This window comes from Pseudomonas caricapapayae (genome assembly GCF_001400735.1).
Classification (GTDB): domain Bacteria; phylum Pseudomonadota; class Gammaproteobacteria; order Pseudomonadales; family Pseudomonadaceae; genus Aquipseudomonas; species Aquipseudomonas caricapapayae.
Map to the genome: position 1 here is coordinate 26,006 of NZ_LJPW01000064.1, position 22,924 is coordinate 48,929.

The window sequence follows — 22,924 nt, forward strand, 5'->3', positions numbered from 1 at the left end:
TGACCCATATGCGGTAGAACAGAGCAGCATCGTGTCTGTCTGCACGCGATGGCTACCCAATGGATTTGAAAGGAGCCCACCATGTTAATCCGGTCCCTGACCCTTGCCACCCTGCTTGTCGCTGCCGGTACAGCGCTTGCCGCTGACAGCGACAACCCTCTGGCGCAGGAGCGCGGAAAGTCGCGCCCCTTGATCGTCATAGCGCCCAGCCCGGTCGATCCGGCTTTGGTCAGCCTCAAGAAAGCGCTGGACGAGCCTGCCAATCGCGAAGCCTTTGCGCAGCGCAATATGGTGCTTTTCACGGTGGTCAACACTATCGGCGAACGAAACGGCAAGAGCATGGACCCCCAGTCGACCATGGCCTTGATTCGTGAGTTGAAACTGGGTGCCGGGGTAGGCACCAAGGTCATTCTGGTGGGCAAGGACGGTGAGAAGAAGATTGATAAGACCATCGGCAAGTCAGAGTCAATAGACCCCAAAGAGATCTTTGCCACTATTGACCAGATGCCGATGCGCGAGAAAGAGGCATCTGCGCCACCACCGGAGCCGGAGGCCAAGCCTGCGCCAGCCGAGAAACCGGGCAAGCCGGTCAAGGGTGGGGCACCTGGCAAGACGCTGGATGACTGAATGACCTGCGCAGCGTGCGGCAATCGCGCGCTGCGCCCGACGCATCGTTCAGGTCACTCGCCGCGAATATACTGCTCGAGCTGCTGTATCAGGCTGGCCTGTTCGGCAATGGCTTCCTTGACCAGGTCGCCAATCGACAGCAGGCCCAGCAGCTGGCCGCCTTCTACGACCGGCAGGTGGCGCAGATGGCTGTCGGTCATGATCCCCATACAGGCTTCAACGCTCTGTTGCGAGTCGACGGTAATGACTTTACTGCTCATGATGTCCCTCACCGGCGTGCCCACCGACGAGCGCCCCTTGAGGATGACCTTGCGCGCATAGTCGCGTTCGCTGACGACACCGACCACCAGGTTGCCCTCGACCACCGGTAATGCACCGATGTTCTTTTCCGCCATCAGCCTGAGCGCATCGAGGACCATCTGATCCGGGCCGATGGTATGCACATGCTGGTTTTGCAGGTCTTTCAACTTCAATAGCTGGGCGACGGTTTTCATGGTGCTCTCCGTGATCGGGACCTGAAAGACTGTAGTGCATTTTCAGGGGCACTACAGAATCGTGCAGCGCGCAGAATCGATCAAGAAGTAAATAAAGATCAAGGGAATAGGAGGAATCAATTATCCGTGCCCGGAATATGCCTCGAATTCGTCGCCCATGCGCGCCTTTAACCCCATAGCCAAGTAGAATCATCCGTTTAACCATGCGGTCGAGGTAACAGCGTTGGATGTACAGCAGGGCTTTATCCTGAGTCGGCACTGGCAAGATACGCCTGCCGGGACCGAGGTCGACTTCTGGTTGGCCACCGATCAGGGGCCTCGCCATATCCGCCTGCCTTGTCAGCCCTCTGTCGCCTTTATTCCCGCCGAGCAGGGCGAGCGCGCCCGGTCGTTGCTGCGTGCCGAGCGTGGTGTGGAGTTGCGCCCGCTGGAGCTTTGCGACTTTCGCCATCGCCCGGTGCTCGGGGTGTATTGCCAGCAGCACCGCCAGCTGATGAACGTCGAGAAACTTTTGCGCCGAGGCAATGTAGACGTTTACGAAGCAGACATTCGACCGCCCGAACGCTACCTGATGGAGCGCTTCATCACTGCGCCGGTGCAGTTCAGTGGCACGCCAGATGCCGTGGGCTTGATCTGCGATGCCCAGATCAGACCAGCTCCCGAGTACCGTCCCAGCCTCAAGCTGGTGTCTCTGGATATCGAAACCACCGCGCGTGGCGAGCTGTATTCCATTGCGCTGGAAGGCTGTGGTCAGCGTCAGGTCTACATGCTGGGCCCCGCTAACGGCGGCGACGGGGCGCTGGATTTTCAGCTGGATTATTGCGAAACCCGCGCACAGTTGCTGGAACGTCTGAATGACTGGCTGGCGCGGCACGATCCTGACGCGATAATCGGCTGGAACGTTGTGCAGTTCGATCTGCGCGTGCTGCATGAGCATGCACAGCGCCTGAACGTGCCGTTGCGGCTCGGGCGTGGCGGTGAAACGATGGGCTGGCGTGAGCATGGCAGCCGCAACAACCACTTTTTTGCCGAGGTCAGCGGGCGGCTGATCATCGACGGCATCGAGGCATTACGTTCGGCGACCTGGAGCTTTCCGTCGTTCAGCCTCGAATACGTGTCGCAGACGCTGCAGGGTGAGGGCAAGGCCATTGATACGCCTTATCAGCGCATGGACGAAATCAACCGCATGTTCGCTGAGGACAAGCCTGCGCTGGCGCGTTACAACATCAAGGACTGCGAGCTGGTGACGCGGATCTTCGCCAAGACCCAGTTACTGACTTTTCTGCTCGAGCGTGCCACCGTAACGGGCCTTCCCGCCGACCGTAGCGGTGGTTCGGTCGCGGCCTTCTGTCACCTGTATATCCCGCTGATGCATCGTCAGGGCTTCGTTGCGCCCAATCTGGGCGAGCGCTTGCCGGAGGCCAGTCCCGGCGGTTTTGTGATGGATTCTCGGCCGGGGCTGTATGAATCAGTGCTGGTGCTGGACTACAAAAGCCTTTACCCCTCGATCATTCGCACCTTTCTGATTGATCCGGTGGGATTGATCGAAGGCATGCGCCATCCGGAGGACAGCACGTCGGTACCAGGCTTTCGCGGCGCACGCTTTTCCCGCACTCGCCATAGCCTGCCGGCGATTGTCGAGCGCGTATGGCAAGGTCGGGAGGCCGCCAAGCGCGAGCGGAATGCGCCATTGTCGCAGGCGCTGAAGATCATCATGAATGCCTTCTATGGTGTGCTGGGGTCGAGCGGTTGCCGATTTTTCGATCCGCGGCTGGCCTCGTCGATCACCTTGCGCGGGCACGAAATCATGCTCAAGACCCGCGACCTTATCCAGGCGCAGGGGCATACCGTGATCTACGGCGATACCGACTCGACATTTGTCTGGCTGGGCCGTCCTCACTGGCAGGAAGAGGCGGCAAACATTGGCAAAACGCTGGTGCAGCAGGTCAACCAGTGGTGGCGCGAGCATCTGCACACTGAATATGGCTTGAACAGTGCCCTTGAACTGCAATATGAAACCCATTTTCGCCGGTTTCTGATGCCCACTGTGCGCGGCGCGGAGGAGGGCAGCAAAAAGCGTTATGCCGGTTTGGTAACACGCGCTGACGGCTCCGAAGAGATGATTTACAAGGGGCTGGAAACCGTCCGCACCGACTGGTCGCCACTGGCTCAGCAGTTTCAGCAGGAACTGTACCTGCGCATTTTCAAGCGTCAGCCTTATCAGGATTATGTGCGTGACTACGTGCAGCGCACCCTTGCAGGCGAACTGGATGATCTGTTGATCTACCGCAAGCGCTTGCGCCGCAAGCTGGATGACTACCAGCGCAACGTGCCGCCGCATGTCCGCGCTGCACGACTTGCCGACGAGTACAACGACCAGCAGGGGCGTCCGCGGCAATATCAGAGTGGTGGCTGGATCAGCTACGTGGTAACCACTGCCGGGCCGGAACCTCTGGAGATCCGTCATGCGCCGATCGACTACGATCACTACGTGACTCGTCAGCTACAACCGCTGGCCGACGCAATCCTGCCGTTTGTGGATGATGATTTCAGCACGCTGATCGGCGGGCAACTGGGGTTGTTTTAACGGGCATCCAGCTGCTCGGCAATCCATGGCAGTGCCTGCTCGCAGGAGGCCTCGATCTTCATTTCAAGCAGTTCGTCCGCCCGGGTCTTGCCATGGTTGATGGCGATGACCGGTTTGCCCTGTTCGACCACCGCTTTGCACAGGCGGAACGCCGACCAGGCCATCAGTGAGGTGCCGACTACCAGCAGGCCTTCAGCCTGCTCGACGCTCAGCGTTGCTTTGGCTGCGGTCTGTGCAGCGACGTTTTCACCGAAAAACACGACGTCCGGCTTGAGCCTGTCGCCATGACAATAGGCACAGCGCGGCACCTTGAAACCCGCCTCGAACGTCGGGTCCAGCAGGGTGTCGCCATCGGGGGCCTGAATGGCATGAACGCCGACCAGAGAAGGATTGTGCTCCAGCATCTGCTCCTGAATAGCTGCCCGGTCGCTACCCTGCTGGCAATCCAGGCAGAGCACGCGGTGCAGGCTGCCGTGCAGTTCGACGACGTCCCGGCTTCCGGCCTTGGTATGCAGCGCATCGACGTTCTGGGTGATCAGGCCGGTAATGACATCATCGGCCTGAAGCGCAGCCAGTGCCTGATGTGCTGCATTGGGCTGAGCTGCGCAGATGCGCGGCCAGCCCAGCATCGCCCGCGCCCAGTAGCGCTGACGTGCAGCGGGGTTGCCGACAAATTCCTGATACATCATCGGCTGCTTGCCACGCCGCACGCCTTGCTTATCGCGGTAGTCCGGAATACCGGATGCGGTACTGATGCCTGCACCGGTCACAACCAGAAACGGCTTGTCGGCCATTGTCTGGCATAACGTGCCGAGCACATGTCGGGTTGGACTGTCGAGCATGGATGAACCTCGGGTAGCCTGCCTCTGGTGTGTGAACATTGGCAGCAGGTGCTGTGTGAATATTGCTTGTGCCTGCAACAGCTGTGAGCGGCCAGCGCGGACGATGGTTCAATTTCCCGTTGTCCACCCCGCAGGGTGCGTGTCAATCTTGGTTTTTATTCCCGGACAGGAAGCCCTGATGCGCTCGTTTGATTTCAAACAACTGGACGTCTTCACCGATCAGCCTTTGCTCGGCAACCCGCTGGCTGTGGTACTTGGCGCGGAGGGCCTGAGCGATGAGCAGATGGCCGCTTTTGCACGCTGGACCAACCTGAGTGAAACCACATTTTTGCTCAAGCCGACAGACCCGCGAGCTGACTACCGCGTGCGTATTTTCACCACGCTGGGAGAACTGCCTTTCGCTGGCCATCCAACGCTGGGCAGCTGCCATGCCTGGCTGGAAAGTGGCGGTGTGGCAGGCGGCGAAGAAATCATTCAGGAGTGCGGCATCGGTCTGGTACGTATCCGCCGTGAGGGCTCCGGTCTGGCGTTCACTGCGCCGCCGTTGCTGCGTTCGGGTGCTGTAGACGCTGAACTTGTCGAGCGGGTTCGTCTGGGTATGGGGCTTGGCGCAGACGATATTATCGGTGCCCGCTGGGTGGACAACGGTCCTGGCTGGGTTGCGTTCAGGCTGGCAGATCGCGCCAGTGTTCTGGCTTTGCAACCCGATTATGCGCAATTGAGCGGCCTCAAGATCGGTGTCATAGGGCCATGGGATCCTGCGGTAGATGGCGAAGAAGCCCACTTTGAAGTACGGGCATTTATACCGGGCGACGGCATGGCTGAAGACCCGGTGACCGGCAGCCTGAACGCTGGTATTGCCCACTGGTTTCTGGAGGAGGGGCTGGCCCCGGACCATTACATCGTCAGTCAGGGCGCTGCGCTTGGGCGCAAGGGGCGAGTATTCATCCACCGAACCGGTGAGGATATCTGGGTAGGTGGATCGACCCTCACCTGTATCGAGGGGCGGGTGACGATTTAGAAAGCCTAGCACCACCGTTCTTGACGCTCTGCTGCGGGCCAGCTTTTTGTGCCCTCAATCCTTGAAGGCAATCTTTTTGCCAGGGCGGGCGGCGATATTGCTGGCCTGGCCATCCCGCTGTTTGCCGGTGCGCGCCTGGGTAATGAGCGCAGGAATCAAAGGGCCTTCGGGCAGGTTCTTCCAGAAGCGCGAAGGAAAGTGGCCTTCCATGACCTTGGGGTTCAGGCGGGCCGGGTTGAAGATGTGGCTGTAATACGTGAGCCATAATTCGCCGTGCGGATCTTCGACCTGCCGGGCCATGGTTTGCCACGCTTCGGGGCAGCGGCGTTCGTGAATCAACTGTTTGCCGTCGTAGTACACGCCATCATGGGGCGTGGCGATCATCCAGCGGTGCTGGCCCATGCGGCCGATGAAGTGCTCGCTGGCACTGAGCAGAATATCGTGAGCAGGCTCATGCCATGCCACGTATTGCGGACGCATGATCGCTGCGTCTTCATCGACAGGCGGCAACGCGACAAAACGCAGAAACGCGTGCAGGTGATGCGCCTCGCGCCTGACGGACTTGAGGCGACGATGCAGCTCACTGCCAAGCTTGTCGCCAGCCATCATGGCGGTACGGTCACCGTGGGTCACGCGCCACAGCACCTCGTAGAGCAGGCTCCAGCGCTGATCACCTCTATAACGCGAGGCGCTTTCCAGCAACTGCAACAACTCCAGCGGAACCCGCGCCTGAAAGGGCCCTGATTCGCTGGGGTATTCTTCTTCGCTGCCAAACAGGTCGGCAGCGTCCGGTGATTTCCAGCTCACCTGGCTGGGGTCTATTTCATGGCTCAACAGCCAGCGTGCCTGTTGCCGCCATGTGCCGAACAGGTCGTCGCAATCCAGGCAGATCATCCCCACAGCCCCATTTGTTGAGGCTGCGGCCGATCCCGCAGTTGGTGGTGCAGAAACTCACTGGTGGTTTCCGCATGCGGCGGGTGGTAGTCGCTGGTAATGATGAACGGTTTCGCCTTGGCGAGTATGCAGCGCATACGGGTAAGGTCTTCGTAGCGGATGCGTCGCTGTCTGCGCAACTCGACCAGCCGCTGAGTGGTTCGGATTCCGATGCCCGGCACTCGGGCAATGAGTGCCGCGTCTGCCTTGTTCAGGTCCAGCGGGAACACCTGCCGGTTGCCCAGTGCCCAGGCCAGCTTGGGGTCGATGTCCAGCGCCAGATCGCCCGGGCCGCTGAGCAGTTCACCTGCGGTAAAGCCATAGCCGCGCAGCAGGAAGTCGGCTTGATACAGCCGGTGCTCGCGCATCAAAGGCGGCGCTGCCAGCGGTACGCTGTCGGGACTGTTGGGAATCGGGCTGAAGGCCGAATAATAGACCCGGCGCAGTTTGAAATTGCTGTACAGCGATTGTGCGCTGTGCAGGATGGTGCTGTCGTCGGTCGCGTCGGCACCGACAATCATTTGGGTACTTTGCCCGGCCGGGGCAAAGCGCGGCGAGCGCGGCTCGTTGCGCACTGTCTGCTCGCCGGTATAGATCGTCTGCATGGCCTGCTTGATGGATGCCACGTCTTTTTCGGGGGCGAGGGTCTGCAGACTCAGGTCGGTCGGCAGCTCGATGTTGACGCTGAGACGATCGGCATAGCGGCCGGCTTTTTCGATCAACGCCGGATCGGCGTCGGGAATAGTCTTGAGGTGGATATAGCCGCGAAACTCATGCACTTCGCGCAATAGCCGGGCGACCTCGACCAATTGCTCCATGGTGTAATCCGCAGAGCGAATGATTCCGGAACTCAAAAACAGCCCGCTCACGCAATTTCGACGATAGAAGTCCAGGGTGAGGGTGACCACTTCTTCGGGTGTGAAGCGCGCGCGGGGCACATCGCTGGAGCGGCGGTTGACGCAATACTGGCAGTCGTAAAGACAGAAATTGGTCAGCAGGATTTTCAGCAGCGACACGCAACGCCCATCGGGCGTGTAGCTATGGCAGATGCCCATGCCGTTGGTGGAGCCCAGCCCGGACTTGTCCTGCGAACTGCGTTTGGGTGCTCCACTGCTGGCGCACGACGCATCGTACTTGGCGGCGTCCGCCAGAATGCTGAGCTTGTCGATAAGCTGCATGAAGTGCCCCTTTACTGTTTGCATGTACAGTATAGAGTCGGGTGCAGCTCTACAAGTACCGCACGGCGGAGTTATAAGTCCGGGCTTGTCCTTGTCGGCTCATGGGCCTTCAGGGTATTAGGCCTGATCCATAAGGAATAGGTCACATCCAGCAGGCGTGGCAGACCATCGTTTTCACCCGGCACGCGCCTATTCGGGCCAGGCATTTTCACCGCAATCAGCGGCAGCGGCTCGCCGGGAGCATGGAGGTCGTGCGCCGGACAGATTCACTGGGCCGGCGCACTGATCAACGACCTGCAACACGGGTTCAAGGCTTGTCTGGACAAGCGCGCTCACGGATGAATGTTATTTAATAACACTCATCGGCTTGGTATGTAATACTGTAACAAATAGTTGCAGGTTACTTTCGCGTGAAGACTTCTTCCACCTCTTCAAGAGCAAGCGCTTCCATAGCAGGCTCCGTGCTGGCCCAATCGGCCTGGAAACGGGTCCTGTTTTCTCTGGCGATGCTGATATTGCTCTGGCTGGCCATCGGCTGGTCGGTGGCTATCCCATGAGTGCCGCCATCGCTCTGGAAAACCTCACCGTGGCGTATGAGCGCCGGCCGGCGGTGCATCACATCAGCGGGCGTTTTGAGGCGGGCAGCCTGACGGCCATCGTAGGGCCGAACGGGGCGGGCAAATCGACCCTGATCAAGGCCATCGCCGGCACCATGAAGCCTGCTCAGGGGCATGTCGACCGGGGCCGCCTGGCAACCCGGACGATTGGCTATCTGCCTCAGGCTGCAGAAATTGATCGCAGCTTTCCGCTGAGTGTCGCCGACACTGTTTCGATGGGGGCGTGGCATAGCATCGGGCCGTTTCGCAGCCTGACACGCAATCATGCGCGACTCACCGCAGAGGCACTGCACACGGTCGGTCTGGACGGGTTTGAAGGACGCAGTGTCGGATCGTTGTCATCCGGCCAGTTCCAGCGGGTGCTGTTTGCCCGGCTGTTGCTGCAGGACGCTTCGGTGATCCTGCTGGACGAGCCGTTCACCGCCATCGACGCACGCACTACGCGTGATCTTCTGGAACTGGTGCGCGCCTGGCACGGGCAGGGGCGCACGGTAATTGCCGTTCTGCACGATATCGAACAGGTTCGTCAGCACTTTCCGCAGACGCTGCTGATGGCCCGCGAGGCCATTGCCTGGGGTGAGACATCGCAGGTGCTCAGCGTCGCCAACCTGCGCAAGGCACGCAATATGGCCGAGTACTGGAGCCCTGATGCCATGCTGTGCGATGCCGAGGACGTGCGCTGATGATGCTCTACAGCCTGGTCGTCGAGCCGTTTATCGAATTCGGCTTCATGCGCCGCGCACTGGTCGCGTGCCTGGCGTTGGGCGTTGGTTCGGGGCCGGTGGGCGTGTTGTTGATGCTGCGGCGCATGAGTCTGGTCGGGGATGCCATGAGCCATGCGGTGCTGCCGGGGGCTGCGGTGGGGTTTATGCTCGCCGGTCTGTCGTTGCCCGCAATGGGGTTTGGCGGACTGATCGCCGGTCTGGCAGTGGCCTTGCTGTCCGGACTGGTGAGTCGACTGACCGCGTTGCGTGAAGACGCCAGCTTTGCCAGCTTTTACCTGACCTCGCTGGCGGCCGGGGTCATGATCGTCTCGCTGCACGGCTCCAGCGTCGATCTGCTGCATGTGCTGTTCGGCACGATCCTGGCCATTGATGACACGGCTATTTATATGGTCGGCAGCATCGCGTCCTTCACGCTGATTCTATTGGCGGTGATTTATCGACCGCTGGTGCTGGAGTGCTTCGATCCGGGCTTCCTGCGGGCGGTTGGCGGTCGTGGTTCGCTGTACCACGTTTTATTTCTGCTGCTGGTGGTGTTGAACCTGGTTGCAGGTTTTCAGGCGCTGGGCACCCTGATGGCGGTGGGCATGATGATGCTGCCGGCAACCGCCGCACGTTTCTGGACCAACTCGTTAGGTGGGCTGATGGTGATTTCGACGCTGCTGGCGACGTTGTCGGGCCTGATTGGCCTGATCGTTTCCTACCACCTTGGCGTTGCCTCCGGGCCGGCCATCGTGCTCACCGCCAGCGCGTTCTATGGCCTGTCCCTGTTGTTCGGACGCACGGGCATCGTGCGTCGGCTGTTTCCCAAACCTCACCTGGCTCACTGAAAAGGTACGTCATGAAACGATTGATGGTGTTGAGTTCCATAGCTGCACTGGCGCTGTCTGCATTTGCCACCCTGGCCCAGGCCAAACCGCTGGAAGCCGTCGCGTCGTTCACGGTCATTGCCGACATGGTCAGTACCGTCGGCGGTGACCGTGTTCACGTCAAATCGCTGATCGGTCCGAACGGCGACCCGCATGTCTACGAGCCGACGCCCAGTGACGCCCAGGCGTTGAAAAACGCCGATCTGGCGTTTGTCAGCGGCCTGCATCTGGAAGGCTGGATGGATCGTCTCATCAAGGCGTCAGGCTACAAGGGCAAGCCGGTGGTGCTCTCTGAGGGCGTCAAGACCCGCAGTATGGATGAGGATGGCAAGCGCATTGTCGACCCGCACGCCTGGAACAGCGCCGCCAATGGGGTGATTTACGTGCGCAACATTATTGCTGCGCTGAAGAAAGCCGACCCCGAAGGCGCCAGCGTGTATCAGGCCAACGGCGATCGCTACATTGTCGAGCTGCAGCAGCTGGACATTTACGCCCGCGATCAGATTCATTCGATTCCGAGCGCCAAGCGCAAGATCCTCACCTCTCATGACGCATTCGGTTACTTCGGCGATGCCTACGGTGTGACGTTCCTGTCGCCGTTGGGCCTGTCTACCGAATCGGAAGCGTCGGCAGCCGATGTCTCGAAACTGATCCGTCAGATCAAGGCCGAGCATGTCAGTGCCTACTTTTTCGAGAACTCCAGTGACCCGCGACTGGTCAAGCAGATTGCCGAAGCCAGTGGCGCGCAGCCGGGTGGTGAGTTGTACGTAGAATCCTTGTCGCCAGCAGACGGCCCTGCGCCAACCTACGCGAAGATGTTCCGCTACAACGTGGATACGTTGACGACGGCAATGAAGCGCAACCAGTAAGCTTGTGAGTCGCCCGGCTCTTGAGTATCCGAGGCCGGGCGGCACTACGCATCAGTTGTTGAGGAACTTGAACACGGTTGTCTGGGTGTAGACCTTGCCGGGATCCAGCCGTGTGCTGGGGAATTTCGGCTGGTTGGGCGCATCGGGATAGTGCTGGGTTTCCAGGGTGAACGCACCCCAGTGCGGGTAGACCTTGCCCGCTTTGCCGTGAATGCTGCCATCCAGGAAATTGCCGGTGTACAGCTGTACGCCTGGCTCTGTGGTGAATAACTGCAGTTTGCGGCCCGATTGCGGATCGCTGACCTCCGCAGCCAGCTTCTTCAGATCACCCTTGCTGTCGAGTACCCAGTTGAAGTCAAAGCCGCCCTGTTTGGGTTCGGCATATTTCAATTGCTGATGATCGTCCTTGATGTGCTTGCCGAATGCAGTGGGCTTGAGGAAGTCCATCGGTGTGCCCGCGACGGCAGGCAGTTCACCGGTTGGTATCAGCTTGTCGTTCACCGGGGTGTAGTGCGAAGCGTGCAGCGTAGCGACCTGCTCGAGAACATCGCCACTGCCTGCACCTGCCAGATTGAAGTAACTGTGGTTGGTCAGGTTTAACACCGTCGGCTTGTCGGTGGTGGCGCGGTAGTCGATCTTCAGCTCGTTTTTCTCGTTCAGGCTGTAAGTGACTTCGGTCTTCAATGTACCCGGAAAACCCATCTCTCCATCCGGCGACAGGTAGGTCAGTTTTACGCCGACCGAATCGCCGGTTTTGGTTTCTTCGGCCTTCCACAATCTCTTGTCGAAACCCTGAGTACCGCCGTGCAGGGCGTTGGTCTTGTCATTGAGCGGGACCTGATAGGTCTTGCCATCCAGACTGAATTTGCCGCCCGCCAACCGGTTGCCGAAATGGCCGATGGTCGCGCCGAAATAAACTGTGCCGTTATTCTGGTAGCCCTGAACATCGTCGAAGCCCAGCACGATGTCCTCGACCTTGCCGGCCTTGTCAGGCACCAGCAGCGATTGCAACGTTGCGCCATAGGTGATGATGCTGGCCTGCACGCCATGGCTATTGCGCAGGGTGTATTTCTCGACGGCGGTGCCGTCGGGCAGTTGGCCGAAGTGGCTGTGTTCGCTGGAGAGCGCAGCGGCCTGTGCAGTCAAGGTGCTGATCATCAAGGACAGTCCGAGGGTGCTGAGGAGAGCATGTGTTTTCATCTGATCTGCCTGCTTTTATTTTTATTGGTAAGACTATTTGGTCGGATTCAAGCCGATGCATGGATTTATAGCCTATAAAATGCCACTTGAAAAATAAATTGTAATACTATTTAGTAGTGGCAGCGTCACTGCCGTCCGGCTTCAGCGCTGTTTGATCCGACGGATGCCTGTGTGGCACGTCGATCGGGCACGCAGGTTGGACAAGACGGTGACACAAATATCCGAAAGTGCCTTTACAACAATAACAAAGGACATTTTTCATGAACTGGCTGCCCGTTTCCGAGCACCGTTTCAAGCTGGCCGAGGGCTCCTTCTGGGATGCCGAGACGCAGGGTCTGTATTGGGTCGATATTGCCGGTTTTCTGGTCTGTCGGCTGGTTGCCGGAGCGTATCGCCAATGGCGCATGCCCGAGCCGGTCTCTGCTTTCATTCCAACCGGGAAGGGCGACGCGCTGGTGACACTGGCCAGCGGTGTCTATCGTCTTGATCTGCAATCCGAAAAGACTTCGTTGGCGCTGTTCTGTGTGGCAGACCCGACCCCCGGCAATCGAGCCAATGAGGCTCGTTGTGATGCAAGTGGTCGACTGTGGCTGGGCAGCATGCAGAACAATATCGATGCCGAAGGTGACGACGTGCCCCTGGTTCGCCGTTCGGGTGGGCTGTTCCGCGTCGACCCTGATGCTCGCGTGACGCGCTTGCTGGACGGGCAGGGCATCGTCAACACACTGCTCTGGAACACGGACGGTAGCGTGCTGTACAGCGCCGACACTCTCGACGACGTCATTTATCGTTATCCGGTGCTCGCAGACGGTGCTTTGGGGGCACGCAAGGTATGGGCGGCAAAACACGATCGAGGCTCGCCTGACGGCTCGGCGATGGATGCCGAAGGGTATGTCTGGAACGCACGCTGGGACGGCAGCTGCCTGATCCGTTTTGCCCCCGACGGCGGCGTTGACCGGATTGTCGAACTGCCCGTCAGCCATCCCACCAGTTGTGTGTTCGGCGGTCCTGACCTGGAGACGCTGTACGTCACCAGTGCCGCACCTGCCGATGCCCATGGTCAGTTCGACGGCTCGCTACTGATGGCGCACGTCGGCGTGACTGGAATGCCTTGTCGGCGCTTTGCCGGTTGAGAAAATCAGAGTGTCGACGTGCTTTACGGAAGCGGATAGGGCGGCGGCAGATCCAGAGTGACATTCGGTTACATAGCGGTCATTCATTATATGGTATGACTATTTAATCGGTTTTCGGACGCTTTCGCGTTTGCAACCGCCACCTCGCTGGTCGCTGTAGCTATTCAATAAAAATAAGGAGTTAGCTATGTTGAGTCGTCACGGGATTCGTTCCCTGTGCTGTGCCGCCGTCACTACCGCCATCCTGGGCATGAGTGGCATCACCTCCGCTGCTGAAGAAGTCAAAATCGGCTTTCTGGTCAAGCAGGCTGAAGAACCATGGTTCCAGACCGAGTGGGCGTTTGCTGAAAAGGCAGGCAAGGAGCATGGTTTTACTGTGCTCAAGATCGCCGTGCCAGACGGTGAAAAAACCCTTTCCGCTATCGACAGCCTGGCCGCCAACGGTGCCAAGGGCTTTGTGATCTGCCCGCCTGACGTGTCTCTCGGCCCTGCGATTGTGGCCAAGGCCAAAGCTAACAACCTGAAGGTCATGGCCGTGGACGATCGTTTTGTCGACGCCAAAGGCAACTTCATGGAGGACGTGCCATATCTTGGCATGGCAGCCTTTGAAGTGGGCCAGAAGCAAGGTGCCGCGATGGCCACCGAAGCGAAGAATCGCAAGTGGGATGAGGGCGGGTGGAAAGGCACCTACGCGATCATCAACACTTACAACGAGCTGGACACCGGTAAGAAACGCACTGATGGTTCTGTGAAAGCGCTGGAAGAGGCCGGTTTGCCGAAAGATCACATCCTGTTCACCGCGCAGAAAACCCTTGATGTACCAGGCAGCATGGACGCCACCAACTCGGCGCTGCCAAAACTGCCGGGCGATGCCAAAAACCTGATCATCGGGGGCATGAACGACAACACCGTGCTGGGGGGCGTACGCGCGACGGCGAGCAATGGTTTCAGCGCGAAAAACGTCATCGGGATCGGTATCAACGGCACCGATGCCATTGATGAGCTGAAGAAAAAAGAGAGTGGCTTCTTTGGCTCGATGCTGCCAAGCCCGGACAAGGAAGGCTACAACACCGCGCTGTATATGTATAAGTGGGTCACCGAGGGCGTTGAACCGCCTAAATATACCGCTATGGACGACGTGACACTGATCACCCGCGCCAACTTCCAGGAAGTATTGACCAAGATCGGTCTGTGGAAGTGAGTTGACTGAGGGGCCTGATTTTCAGGCCCCTCGCACGTGCGAGGAGGTTGGTTTCATGCAACAGGCTATCGAGCAAACATCCATAAACGGTGCCTTGCGCTTCAACGGCATCGGCAAGGTCTTTCCCGGCGTAAAGGCGCTTTCGGACATCAGCTTCGAAGCGCGCCCCGGCAGTGTTCACGCCTTGATGGGCGAGAACGGTGCCGGTAAATCCACGCTGCTGAAAATCCTCGGCGGCTCTTATCAGCCCAACAGTGGCACCTTGCAGATCGGAGAGCACAGCTACCAGTTCAAATCCACCGCGGAGAGCATTGCGGCGGGTGTGGCGGTGATTCATCAGGAGCTGCATCTGGTGCCTGAGATGACGGTCGCCGAGAACCTTCTGCTTGGGCACATGCCCAATCGTTTTGGCCTGATCAATCGCGGCGCGATGTATCGTCGGGCCGGCGAGCTGCTCAAAGGGCTGGCTGACGAAATCGATCCGCGCACTCGTCTGGGCGACCTTTCACTGGGCCAGCGACAATTGGTGGAAATTGCCAAGGCCATGTCCCGCAATGCACACGTCATCGCTTTTGACGAGCCCACCAGCAGCCTGTCGGCGCGCGAGATTGACCGCCTGATGGCGATCATTGTGCGGTTGCGCGATGAGGGACGGGTGATTCTCTACGTGTCCCATCGCATGGAAGAAATCTTTCGCGTCTGCGATGCCGTGACGGTGTTCAAGGACGGTCGCTTTGTAAAAACTTTCGAGCAGATGGCCGATCTCGATCATGACCGGCTGGTGACCTGCATGGTCGGCCGCGATATTCAGGACATCTACAACTATCGACCGCGTCAGCATCAAGGGCCGAGCCTGCGTGTAACCGGCCTGTTGGGGCCAGGTCTGCACGAGCCTGTCACCTTTGCCGTGCAGAAGGGCGAGGTACTGGGCTTCTTCGGTCTGGTCGGTGCGGGACGTACCGAGCTGTTCCGCCTGCTTTCAGGGCTGACCCGCAGCACTGCGGGCACTCTGCAACTGGACGGCAAACCGCTGACGCTCAAGTCGCCGCGCGATTCGATCGAGGCAGGCATTCTGTTGTGTCCAGAGGACCGCAAGAAGGAAGGTATCGTGCCGCTGTCCAGCGTCGCGGAGAATATCAACATCGGCGCACGCCCCCGGCATGTGAACCTCGGTTGCCTGATTCAGGGGCGCTGGGAGCGCGATAACGCGCGCAGCCAGATCAAGTCGATGAACGTCAAGACCCCATCGCCCGAGCAGCAAATCATGTTCCTGTCCGGCGGCAATCAGCAGAAGGCGATTCTCGGTCGCTGGCTGTCGATGCCGATGAAAGTCCTGTTGCTGGACGAGCCCACCCGCGGGATTGACGTCGGTGCCAAGTCCGAAATCTACGAGATCATTCACAACCTGGCTGCCGACGGAATTGCGGTCATCGTGGTGTCCAGTGATCTGATGGAAGTCATGGGTATTTCCGACCGCATTCTGGTGATGAGCGAAGGTGCGATCACCGGTGAACTCAACCGCGACGAGGCTGACGAGTCGCGACTCCTGCAATTGGCTCTGCCACGCACGCGCGGCTGATAACCGGTCCCCTGACCATGAACAATAAAAAAGAGGTACGTATGTCTACCGAATCCAGCCTGCAGGCTCCCCGTCAGGGCATGAACCTGCGTCGTTTTGCCGATGACTGGGTGATGCTACTGGCCGCCGTGGGAATCTTCCTGCTGTGTGCCGTGTTCATCGACAACTTCATGTCACCGCTGAACATGCGGGGTCTCGGCCTTGCGATTTCCACCGTGGGTATTGCCGCCTGCACCATGCTGTTTTGCCTGGCGTCCGGGCACTTCGACCTGTCGGTCGGTTCGGTACTGGCCTGCTCCGGAGTCATCGCCGGTATCGTCATCCGCGATACCGACAGCGTGTTTCTGGGGGTTTCCGCCGCCTTGGCGCTGGGGCTGGTGGTTGGTCTGATTAACGGCATCGTGATTGCCAAATTGCGTATCAATGCGTTGATCACCACCCTTGCGACGATGCAGATCGTGCGTGGTCTGGCGTACATCTTCTCCAACGGCAAGGCGGTCGGTGTATACAACGAGGACTTCTTCGTCTTCGGCAATGGCCAGATATACGGTGTGCCAGTGCCGATCCTGATCACCATTGTCTGCTTCATGTTCTTTGGCTGGCTGCTCAACTACACCACCTATGGGCGTAACACCATGGCCATCGGCGGCAACCAGGAAGCTGCGTTGCTGGCCGGTGTGCATGTTGATCGCACCAAGATCATCATCTTCGCCGTCCACGGCCTCGTAGGTGCACTGGCTGGCGTGGTTCTGGCTTCACGCATGACCTCGGGTCAGCCGATGATTGGTCAGGGGTTCGAACTGACTATTATTTCAGCCTGCGTATTGGGTGGCGTTTCGCTCAGCGGCGGCATCGGCATGATCCGCCATGTGATCGCAGGGGTCCTGATCCTCGCGATTATCGAGAATGCGATGAATCTGAAGAACATCGACACCTTCTACCAGTACGTGATTCGCGGCACGATCCTGTTGCTGGCGGTGATCATCGACCGGCTGAAACGTCGCTGACCGACGAGGCGCTGGCCCCACCCACCAGCGCCTTGACTTCATACTGGATTCACGGCCTTCTCGCGTTTCATCTGTGTGACCAGTGTAAAGCGGTCCTCGGGATGAACCGTTTCTGACACAACCATCACCCCGCCAGTGTCATCACGATACTGACGCAGAATTTTCAGCCCCGGCGAACCTGTTTCGGCGTTCAGGCTTTTGGCGATTTCGCTCGTCAACAGTACGGCGCGCACTTGTTGGTCGATCACCTCGATATGGCGACCGAAATGCTGTTCGATCAGCGCGGCGATCAGCTCACCGGGTTGCTCGCGCGCCAGCTCAATGACCTCGCTATAGCTATCCTGGGCGTACACGTCCGTCCAGCACAGGGGCGCGAGCACGTTCTCGCAGTCGACCCGAATGCTTGATACGCAAAAGTAATGCTCTCCCGGTATCAACCCCAGCCGACGAGCTTCGGCAATGTCCGCGACGAAGTGGCGGACATTGCGGATGCTGCGCACCTGGGTTTCAGCCAGATGCGCCAGATCTGCGACGGTCGCCAGCGATTGTGAATATCCGCCTCTGGGCGACGCGGACTCGACCCGGGTGCCGACACGCTTGCGTCGCGATACCAGGCCCTGAGTCTGTAACTGGGTGATTGCGGCACGCACGGTGTGGCGACTGACGGCATACAGCTCGCACAGCTCGAACTCGGTCGGCAGCAGTGAGCCAACCGGGTAGCGACCGCTGGCAATGGCCTCGATCAGATCTTTGGCAACCACTGCGTAACGTGTTTCGTTCATGCCTTCTGTCAGCTCTGTCGATTAAGCGAGTTGACAGTGTATCAGTGCGGGCGTAAAAATTATGTACGTACATATTAAATATGTACGATCAATAACAACATATTCAGGACTACGCCCATGTCCAGCACCGTTTTTGACTCCGCGATGTTTCGCGACATGTTCGGCACTGCCGAAATGCGCGCTGTGTTTTCCGATAAATCCCTCATTGAACGTTACATCGAAGTCGAGGTGGCGCTGGCTCGTGCCGAAGCCCGTTGCGGGGTAATTCCGGCTGCCGCCGCCGAACAGATCGCTGCACTGGCCACCTATGAATCGCTTGATCTGGCGCTGATGCAGCACGAAACCGAGATCGTCGGTTACCCCATCCTGCCGCTGGTCGAGCAGTTGTCAAAAACCTGCGGCGAGGCTGGCCGTTATGTGCATTGGGGCGCGACCACTCAGGACATCATGGACACCGCCGTTGCGTTGCAGGTGCGTGCTGCGTTGATCATTGTCGAACGTGATATTCAGGCCGTGCGCGGCCTGCTTGCCGACCTTGCATTGCGTTATCGCGACACACCGATGGCGGGGCGCACCCACCTGCAGCATGCGCTGCCGATCACTTTCGGTTACAAGTGCGCCGTATGGCTGAGCATGTTCGATCGCCATGCCGAACGTCTGGTGCAATTACGCCCGCGTGTTGAAGTGGGTCAGTTTGCCGGGGCGGCGGGCACGCTCGCTTCATTGGGCGACAGGGGGCTGGACGTGCAGGAAGCGTTGATGGACGAATTGCAGCTTGGCGTGCCGCAGGCGACCTGGCACGTGGCGCGTGACGGCCTTGCGGAAACACTCAACTTTCTCGGACTGGTCACCGGCTCACTCGGCAAGGTCGCGCTGGACGTCATGATGATGATGACCAGCGAGCTGGGTGAAGTGTATGAGCCTTTCGTCAAGGGGCGTGGTGCCAGCAGCACCATGCCGCAGAAACGCAACCCTATTTCCTGTGAACTGATGTATGCCGCCGCCAAGGGGGTACGCCAGCACGCAGGGCTGATGCTGGATGCCATGATCCAGGATTTCGAGCGTTCCACAGGCCCGTGGCAGGCCGAGTGGATTGCCATCCCCGAGGCCTTCGCCCTCAGCGCAGCTTCTTTGGGGCAGGCGAAATTCATGTTGGCCGGGCTGGAAGTGCGTACTGAGCGGATGCGTGAAAATCTGGGCATGACACAGGGCCTGATCGTCGCCGAAGCCGTGATGATGGGGCTGGCCCCAGCGCTCGGCCGCCAGGTTGCCCACGACGTGGTGTATGCCGCCTGCCGCATGGCCAACGATCAACGCGTCAGTCTGCTGGATGCGCTGCTCGCGCAAGGCGAGGCCACTGCGCAACTGGACATCGAAGAGCTCAAGCGCCTGACCGACCCGGCCAATTACCTTGGCCTTGCTCCGCAAATGGTGGACATCGCTCTGGCTCGTCCGGGTGCTGTGCAGCGTTGAGTCATCTGGCTCCGGGTCATGCCCGGGGCCAACAGTCCTGCAGCCGCTCTTAATAACAACAACGAGATCGCAGACATGTCTTCATCCAGCAAAAAACCTTTCTACAGGGACCTGACTTTTCAGGTAGTCGCCGCCATGCTGTTGGGTATCGCCTTTGGCTTTATCGCGCCTGAGCTGGCCGCCAAGTTCAAGATCCTTGGCGATATCTTTCTCAAGTTGATCAAGACCGCCGTTGCGCCGCTGGTGTTTTTCACCGTGGTGCACGGTATCGCCTCGGCGGGTGATATCAAGCGTGTCGGCAAGGTCGGGTTGCGCGCATTGATCTATTTCGAAGTGGTGTCGACCATCGCTCTGGCAATCGGTCTGCTGTGGGGCAATCTGCTGCAGATCGGCTCGGGCATGCATGACGCACACCCCAGCAGCGCAACCGCTGCGGCATCGGCTGCGGCGGTTGCCAAAGGGCATGCGCCTGCGTCGACCATGGACTTCATTTACGGCATTTTTCCCGACAATTTTGTCGGTGCGTTCGCAGGTGGGCAACTGTTACAGGTATTGGTGATTTCCGTACTCTTCGGCTTTGCCTTGCTGGCACTCAAGGAGGAGCGTCGAGCGGTGATCGAAGATGGCCTGAACCGGATTTCCGAGTGCTTTTTCGAGTTCATCAACCTGATCATGAAGTTTGCACCACTGGGTGCGTTCGGTTCGGTGGCCTATGCAGTCGGCAGCAACGGCACTGCGGTACTCATGTCGCTGGCCAATCTGGTGTTGATGTTTTACCTGTGCATCGCATTTTTTATCTTTGTCGTACTGGGGATTGTCTGCCGTCTTTCGGGGTTCAGCCTGTGGCGTTTCCTCAAGTACATCAAGGATGAAATCTTCATTGTGCTGGGTACTGCGTCTTCGGAAAGCGCCTTGCCGCGTCTGTTGCAAAAACTGGAGAGGTTCGGCTGCTCGAAACAGAGCGTCGGTCTGGTGCTGCCCACCGGTTATGCGTTCAATCTGGACGGCACGTCGATCTACATGTCGTTGTGTGTGCTGTTTATCGCCAACGCTTACGGCGTACCGCTGAGCTGGGAGCAACAGCTGGGTATCATCGCCATCATGCTGGTGACCTCCAAGGGCGCAGCGGCAGTGTCCGGTGGCAGCTTTGTGGTATTTGCCGCCACAGTGACTGCCATCGGTGTGCTGCCCGCCGAGGGCCTGGCGCTGCTGTTCGGGGTCTACCGGTTTATGTCCATGGCCATCGCGACGTGCAATACCATCGGTAACAGCGTGGCAACGGTGGTGGTTTCCAAATGGTCGGGTGAGTTCGCCGAGCAGACCGCGCGCAGCGAATACCATCGAGTGCTGGGGCGTCATCGAGAGGCTGCACTTTGATCCTGAACAGCGTGGCCGTTATGAAACAAGCAGGTGTCTCACTCAGGTGCAGTTGCGAATGAGCGAGTAAAGATCAATGCAACCGCAAGGTCGTTACCTTGCGGTTGCCGTTTGAGGCAGGTTATCTCAGCCGCGAGGCGGGCAGGGAAGACCGTCGTCGTCACAAGCGTTGTTGATGCGAAAGCCACTGCTCAACCTGGAGGCCAACTGAGTCTGGGCAGTATGGGTGTCAGGAACAGCGGTTTTCCCCGACTCCTGTACAAACGCATTTTTTCCATCCGCAGCAGGCGCGCTTTGCGTGTGGTCAGCCGCAAACGCCATGCCCTGCAGGCCTATGAATGCAACAGTAGTCACAACGGCACTTTTCAGTACTGACTTCATGGGAGGTTCCTCTGGGTGAGTGAATGCCTGCAAATAAACTGCGCCCTAGGTTGCCGGGCGGCAGCGTGTCTGCCCGATGAATCCTGGCTCTGTTTTATGACAGTAAGGGGGGTTGTACCGCACGTGAATAAAGTTTCACTCAGTGTGCGTGCTCCCTCATGGGCGAAGTTGCCTGCTGCTCTTTTCACCTGTCGTCGACGAGCCGGACATGGCCTTTGCGCACCTCAATGAGGGTGTGAAACGAGCGTGGAACTGCCCAGTCGTGTCAGGCCATAAAGCGCGGCTCCCACAGCAAGCATCATTGCAGCACGTAGCCAGGTTTCCGGGCCTTGCTGCGTCAGCAAAAGCAGGCAGGAGAGGATTGCCAATACCGGAATCACCCAGTGAACCTGAAAATGGCCAGCCTCGACCTTGTCGCGTTTGAGCACCAGCACCGCAATATTGACGCTGAGAAAGACGAACAGCAGCAGTAGCACCACGGTTTCCGCAAGCGTTGTCAGGGTGCTGGTAAACGACAGCGCGATGGCTACCGCTGTGGTCGCGAGAATGGCCACGCCCGGTGTGCGCCGTCGAGGCAGAACCGAGCCCATGACAGAAGGCAGCAGCCCTTCACGTGCCATCCCGAAGGTCAGTCTGCTGGCCATGATCATGGTCAGCAGCGCACCATTGGCAACTGCAATCAGTGCGATCACCGCGAACCAAGGCGCGGGTATTCCCAGCCCGGACGCGCTGACGACATCCATCAAGGGAGCTTGCGAAACCTTCAGCTGTTCGACAGGCAACACCATTGCCGCGCCTGCGCCGACCAGCATGTAAACCGCACCGGCAATGAGCAATGCGCCGAACAGTGCGCGTGGATAAACCCTGCGCACATCCTTGATCTCTTCGGCCAGGTTGGCGGATGTCTCAAAGCCCACAAAAGAATAAAACGCCAGCAACGATGCGGCGAGAATCGCCGAGGCCGGTGAGCCTGTGTCCAGTTCGAATACGCGCTGTGGTACACCATTGCCCTGGCTGACGAACCAGGCTGCGGCGGCAATCACCATCGCCAGCCCGCTCAACTCAATCAAGGTCATCACCAGATTGGCCGACAGCGACTCCTTGATACCGCGCGCGTTCAGCAGCGCGACGACGATGAGAAAACCGACACATACCCATTGCGCGGGCCAGTTTACCAGGGCCTGGAAATAGTCGCCTGCAAAGGCTACCGCCAGCCCGGCAGCGCTGGTGACGCCTGCCGCGACCATGCAAAAGCCCACCAGAAATGACAGCAACGGCTTACCGAAGGCTTTTTCGGCATACACCGCTGCACCGCCTGCACGCGGGTACTTGGTCACCAGTTCGGCATACGACGCTGCGGTCAGCAGGGCAAAGCAAAGGGCAATCAGCAGGGGAGCCCAGATGGCTCCGCCGACCCGTCCGGCTATTGTGCCTGCCAATGCGTAGACACCGGCACCGAGCACGTCGCCGAGGATAAACAATGTCAGCATGGGCGCCGTGATTGCCCGGCGCAGCGATGGAGTTTCGGGAACGGTGGTCATGTCGAAAGAATCCTTTCTGTGCAGATACAGGTGTCAAACAAAGATCATCGCTGCGCAGGTAAATTCAACGTGATCGAAAATGGCCTGGACCAGCGGTTTTTTGTTTGGTCGACGCTGGAATAAACACGTTGCTTCGCGTGGAGCACGTGTTGCGCGCGAAGGGTCTCAGTAACACATTCGACGACTTGTCAGGAGAGCAGAGCATGACGGACAGTAGTCAGCAGCAATTCAGATCAGTGTGGGCAACATTGCAATCGCTGCGCAAAGGGATTGGTGATCTGCAGCTCAGCGAACTGGAACGTGTCGAGAGCCTGCGCTGCCATCAGACGGTAGATGACAGGGAGGTCATTCAACAGTCGTTCGACGCCCTTGAACAGTCCATCAATGAGATAGAGATCACACTTGCCAGTATTGGTGAAGCGACGGGTGAAACAGGCAAGTTCTGAGCCTGCCCTGCGACGGTCTTGAACAGTTCAGCAGGAACCATAAGA

General features: G+C 58.8%; 22 protein-coding genes and 1 pseudogene. 14 read left to right on the plus strand and 9 right to left on the minus strand.

Annotated elements, in window-relative coordinates; translation table 11 throughout:
- Positions 1-81 precede the first annotated feature (81 nt).
- Entirely contained in the window at positions 82-627 is a 546-nt protein-coding gene (locus ALO80_RS09220) for a DUF4174 domain-containing protein (protein ID WP_054984871.1), read from the plus strand.
- 53 nt (positions 628-680) lie between these two features.
- Here ALO80_RS09220 and ALO80_RS09225 read toward each other — a convergent pair whose 3' ends face one another.
- A complete protein-coding gene (locus tag ALO80_RS09225) occupies positions 681-1,121 on the minus strand; it encodes a CBS domain-containing protein (protein ID WP_054984870.1) in 441 nt (146 codons plus the stop codon).
- A gap of 223 nt (positions 1,122-1,344) precedes the next feature.
- Between ALO80_RS09225 and ALO80_RS09230 the strand changes: the two genes are divergently transcribed.
- A complete protein-coding gene (locus ALO80_RS09230) occupies positions 1,345-3,708 on the plus strand; it encodes a DNA polymerase II (protein WP_055008772.1) in 2,364 nt (787 codons plus the stop codon).
- On the opposite strand, the gene ALO80_RS09235 is transcribed toward ALO80_RS09230, so the two are convergent.
- On the minus strand, positions 3,705-4,550 hold the full coding sequence (locus ALO80_RS09235; RefSeq protein WP_055008773.1) for an NAD-dependent protein deacetylase: 846 nt from the start codon (positions 4,548-4,550) through the stop codon (positions 3,705-3,707). The genes ALO80_RS09230 and ALO80_RS09235 overlap by 4 nt on opposite strands.
- Positions 4,551-4,728: 178 nt before the next feature.
- On the opposite strand from ALO80_RS09235, the gene ALO80_RS09240 reads away from it, so the two are divergent.
- Entirely contained in the window at positions 4,729-5,571 is an 843-nt protein-coding gene (locus ALO80_RS09240; protein ID WP_055008774.1) for a PhzF family phenazine biosynthesis protein, read from the plus strand.
- A gap of 54 nt (positions 5,572-5,625) precedes the next feature.
- On the opposite strand, the gene ALO80_RS09245 is transcribed toward ALO80_RS09240, so the two are convergent.
- From ALO80_RS09245 to ALO80_RS31980, 3 genes and pseudogenes are all read right to left on the minus strand, one after another.
- Positions 5,626-6,465, minus strand: coding sequence for a TIGR03915 family putative DNA repair protein (locus ALO80_RS09245; protein WP_055008775.1), 840 nt, complete (start codon positions 6,463-6,465; stop codon positions 5,626-5,628).
- A complete protein-coding gene (locus ALO80_RS09250) occupies positions 6,462-7,682 on the minus strand; it encodes a putative DNA modification/repair radical SAM protein (RefSeq protein ID WP_055006804.1) in 1,221 nt (406 codons plus the stop codon). Before ALO80_RS09250 ends, ALO80_RS09245 begins: the two co-directional genes overlap by 4 nt.
- Before the next feature lie 71 nt (positions 7,683-7,753).
- A pseudogene (locus tag ALO80_RS31980) lies at positions 7,754-7,948 on the minus strand (hypothetical protein); the annotation flags it as partial.
- Between the two features lie 144 nt (positions 7,949-8,092).
- Here ALO80_RS31980 and ALO80_RS31285 point away from each other — a divergent pair.
- Genes ALO80_RS31285 through ALO80_RS09265 form a run of 4 tightly spaced genes read left to right on the plus strand, consistent with a single transcriptional unit; the run spans position 8,093 to position 10,759 of the window.
- The gene (locus ALO80_RS31285) at positions 8,093-8,239 is read left to right on the plus strand and encodes a hypothetical protein (RefSeq protein WP_159420668.1); all 147 of its coding nucleotides are present in this window, start codon (positions 8,093-8,095) and stop codon (positions 8,237-8,239) included.
- Entirely contained in the window at positions 8,236-8,982 is a 747-nt protein-coding gene (aztA, locus tag ALO80_RS09255; RefSeq protein WP_055008776.1) for a zinc ABC transporter ATP-binding protein AztA, read from the plus strand. Before ALO80_RS31285 ends, aztA begins: the two co-directional genes overlap by 4 nt.
- Positions 8,982-9,851, plus strand: coding sequence for a metal ABC transporter permease (locus ALO80_RS09260; protein WP_055008777.1), 870 nt, complete (start codon positions 8,982-8,984; stop codon positions 9,849-9,851). Before aztA ends, ALO80_RS09260 begins: the two co-directional genes overlap by 1 nt.
- Before the next feature lie 11 nt (positions 9,852-9,862).
- Positions 9,863-10,759, plus strand: a complete 897-nt coding sequence (locus ALO80_RS09265; protein ID WP_055008778.1) for a metal ABC transporter substrate-binding protein — start codon at positions 9,863-9,865, stop codon at positions 10,757-10,759.
- A gap of 51 nt (positions 10,760-10,810) precedes the next feature.
- Here ALO80_RS09265 and ALO80_RS09270 read toward each other — a convergent pair whose 3' ends face one another.
- Positions 10,811-11,959, minus strand: a complete 1,149-nt coding sequence (locus ALO80_RS09270; RefSeq protein ID WP_055008779.1) for an aldose epimerase family protein — start codon at positions 11,957-11,959, stop codon at positions 10,811-10,813.
- Between the two features lie 260 nt (positions 11,960-12,219).
- Here ALO80_RS09270 and ALO80_RS09275 point away from each other — a divergent pair, with 260 nt between their 5' ends.
- From ALO80_RS09275 to araH, 4 genes are all read left to right on the plus strand, one after another.
- Positions 12,220-13,092 (plus strand): SMP-30/gluconolactonase/LRE family protein, encoded by an 873-nt coding sequence (locus tag ALO80_RS09275; RefSeq protein WP_055008780.1) that lies wholly within the window; start codon positions 12,220-12,222, stop codon positions 13,090-13,092.
- Between the two features lie 187 nt (positions 13,093-13,279).
- Positions 13,280-14,293, plus strand: coding sequence for a substrate-binding domain-containing protein (locus ALO80_RS09280; RefSeq protein ID WP_055008781.1), 1,014 nt, complete (start codon positions 13,280-13,282; stop codon positions 14,291-14,293).
- A 55-nt stretch (positions 14,294-14,348) separates the two neighbouring features.
- Complete coding sequence (gene araG, locus ALO80_RS09285) at positions 14,349-15,872, plus strand: L-arabinose ABC transporter ATP-binding protein AraG (RefSeq protein WP_055008782.1); 1,524 nt, start codon at positions 14,349-14,351, stop codon at positions 15,870-15,872.
- Between the two features lie 41 nt (positions 15,873-15,913).
- Positions 15,914-16,879, plus strand: a complete 966-nt coding sequence (gene araH / locus ALO80_RS09290) for an L-arabinose ABC transporter permease AraH (RefSeq protein WP_055008783.1) — start codon at positions 15,914-15,916, stop codon at positions 16,877-16,879.
- Between the two features lie 38 nt (positions 16,880-16,917).
- Here araH and ALO80_RS09295 read toward each other — a convergent pair whose 3' ends face one another.
- On the minus strand, positions 16,918-17,661 hold the full coding sequence (locus tag ALO80_RS09295; protein WP_054984852.1) for a GntR family transcriptional regulator: 744 nt from the start codon (positions 17,659-17,661) through the stop codon (positions 16,918-16,920).
- A gap of 117 nt (positions 17,662-17,778) precedes the next feature.
- Here ALO80_RS09295 and ALO80_RS09300 point away from each other — a divergent pair, with 117 nt between their 5' ends.
- Together ALO80_RS09300 and dctA are read left to right on the plus strand one after the other, a co-directional pair.
- Positions 17,779-19,134 (plus strand): class-II fumarase/aspartase family protein, encoded by a 1,356-nt coding sequence (locus ALO80_RS09300; protein WP_055008784.1) that lies wholly within the window; start codon positions 17,779-17,781, stop codon positions 19,132-19,134.
- A gap of 75 nt (positions 19,135-19,209) precedes the next feature.
- Positions 19,210-20,511, plus strand: coding sequence for a C4-dicarboxylate transporter DctA (gene dctA, locus ALO80_RS09305; RefSeq protein ID WP_055008870.1), 1,302 nt, complete (start codon positions 19,210-19,212; stop codon positions 20,509-20,511).
- Between the two features lie 126 nt (positions 20,512-20,637).
- Here dctA and ALO80_RS09310 read toward each other — a convergent pair whose 3' ends face one another.
- Together ALO80_RS09310 and ALO80_RS09315 are read right to left on the minus strand one after the other, a co-directional pair.
- Positions 20,638-20,880 (minus strand): hypothetical protein, encoded by a 243-nt coding sequence (locus tag ALO80_RS09310; RefSeq protein ID WP_055008871.1) that lies wholly within the window; start codon positions 20,878-20,880, stop codon positions 20,638-20,640.
- Between the two features lie 236 nt (positions 20,881-21,116).
- Positions 21,117-22,433, minus strand: a complete 1,317-nt coding sequence (locus tag ALO80_RS09315) for an APC family permease (protein WP_055008785.1) — start codon at positions 22,431-22,433, stop codon at positions 21,117-21,119.
- A 203-nt stretch (positions 22,434-22,636) separates the two neighbouring features.
- Between ALO80_RS09315 and ALO80_RS09320 the strand changes: the two genes are divergently transcribed.
- The gene (locus ALO80_RS09320) at positions 22,637-22,879 is read left to right on the plus strand and encodes a hypothetical protein (RefSeq protein WP_055008786.1); all 243 of its coding nucleotides are present in this window, start codon (positions 22,637-22,639) and stop codon (positions 22,877-22,879) included.
- The last annotated feature ends 45 nt before the right edge of the window (positions 22,880-22,924 follow it).

Coding starts and splice junctions, on each gene's coding strand:
- ALO80_RS09220 (WP_054984871.1), top strand. CDS start 82: ATGTTAATCCGGTCCCTGACCCTTGCCACCCTGCTTGTCGCTGCCGGT.
- ALO80_RS09225 (WP_054984870.1), bottom strand. CDS start 1,121: ATGAAAACCGTCGCCCAGCTATTGAAGTTGAAAGACCTGCAAAACCAG.
- ALO80_RS09235 (WP_055008773.1), bottom strand. CDS start 4,550: ATGCTCGACAGTCCAACCCGACATGTGCTCGGCACGTTATGCCAGACA.
- ALO80_RS09240 (WP_055008774.1), top strand. CDS start 4,729: ATGCGCTCGTTTGATTTCAAACAACTGGACGTCTTCACCGATCAGCCT.
- ALO80_RS09245 (WP_055008775.1), bottom strand. CDS start 6,465: ATGATCTGCCTGGATTGCGACGACCTGTTCGGCACATGGCGGCAACAG.
- ALO80_RS09250 (WP_055006804.1), bottom strand. CDS start 7,682: ATGCAGCTTATCGACAAGCTCAGCATTCTGGCGGACGCCGCCAAGTAC.
- aztA (WP_055008776.1), top strand. CDS start 8,236: ATGAGTGCCGCCATCGCTCTGGAAAACCTCACCGTGGCGTATGAGCGC.
- ALO80_RS09260 (WP_055008777.1), top strand. CDS start 8,982: ATGATGCTCTACAGCCTGGTCGTCGAGCCGTTTATCGAATTCGGCTTC.
- ALO80_RS09265 (WP_055008778.1), top strand. CDS start 9,863: ATGAAACGATTGATGGTGTTGAGTTCCATAGCTGCACTGGCGCTGTCT.
- ALO80_RS09270 (WP_055008779.1), bottom strand. CDS start 11,959: ATGAAAACACATGCTCTCCTCAGCACCCTCGGACTGTCCTTGATGATC.
- ALO80_RS09275 (WP_055008780.1), top strand. CDS start 12,220: ATGAACTGGCTGCCCGTTTCCGAGCACCGTTTCAAGCTGGCCGAGGGC.
- ALO80_RS09280 (WP_055008781.1), top strand. CDS start 13,280: ATGTTGAGTCGTCACGGGATTCGTTCCCTGTGCTGTGCCGCCGTCACT.
- araG (WP_055008782.1), top strand. CDS start 14,349: ATGCAACAGGCTATCGAGCAAACATCCATAAACGGTGCCTTGCGCTTC.
- araH (WP_055008783.1), top strand. CDS start 15,914: ATGTCTACCGAATCCAGCCTGCAGGCTCCCCGTCAGGGCATGAACCTG.
- ALO80_RS09295 (WP_054984852.1), bottom strand. CDS start 17,661: ATGAACGAAACACGTTACGCAGTGGTTGCCAAAGATCTGATCGAGGCC.
- ALO80_RS09300 (WP_055008784.1), top strand. CDS start 17,779: ATGTCCAGCACCGTTTTTGACTCCGCGATGTTTCGCGACATGTTCGGC.
- dctA (WP_055008870.1), top strand. CDS start 19,210: ATGTCTTCATCCAGCAAAAAACCTTTCTACAGGGACCTGACTTTTCAG.
- ALO80_RS09315 (WP_055008785.1), bottom strand. CDS start 22,433: ATGACCACCGTTCCCGAAACTCCATCGCTGCGCCGGGCAATCACGGCG.
- ALO80_RS09320 (WP_055008786.1), top strand. CDS start 22,637: ATGACGGACAGTAGTCAGCAGCAATTCAGATCAGTGTGGGCAACATTG.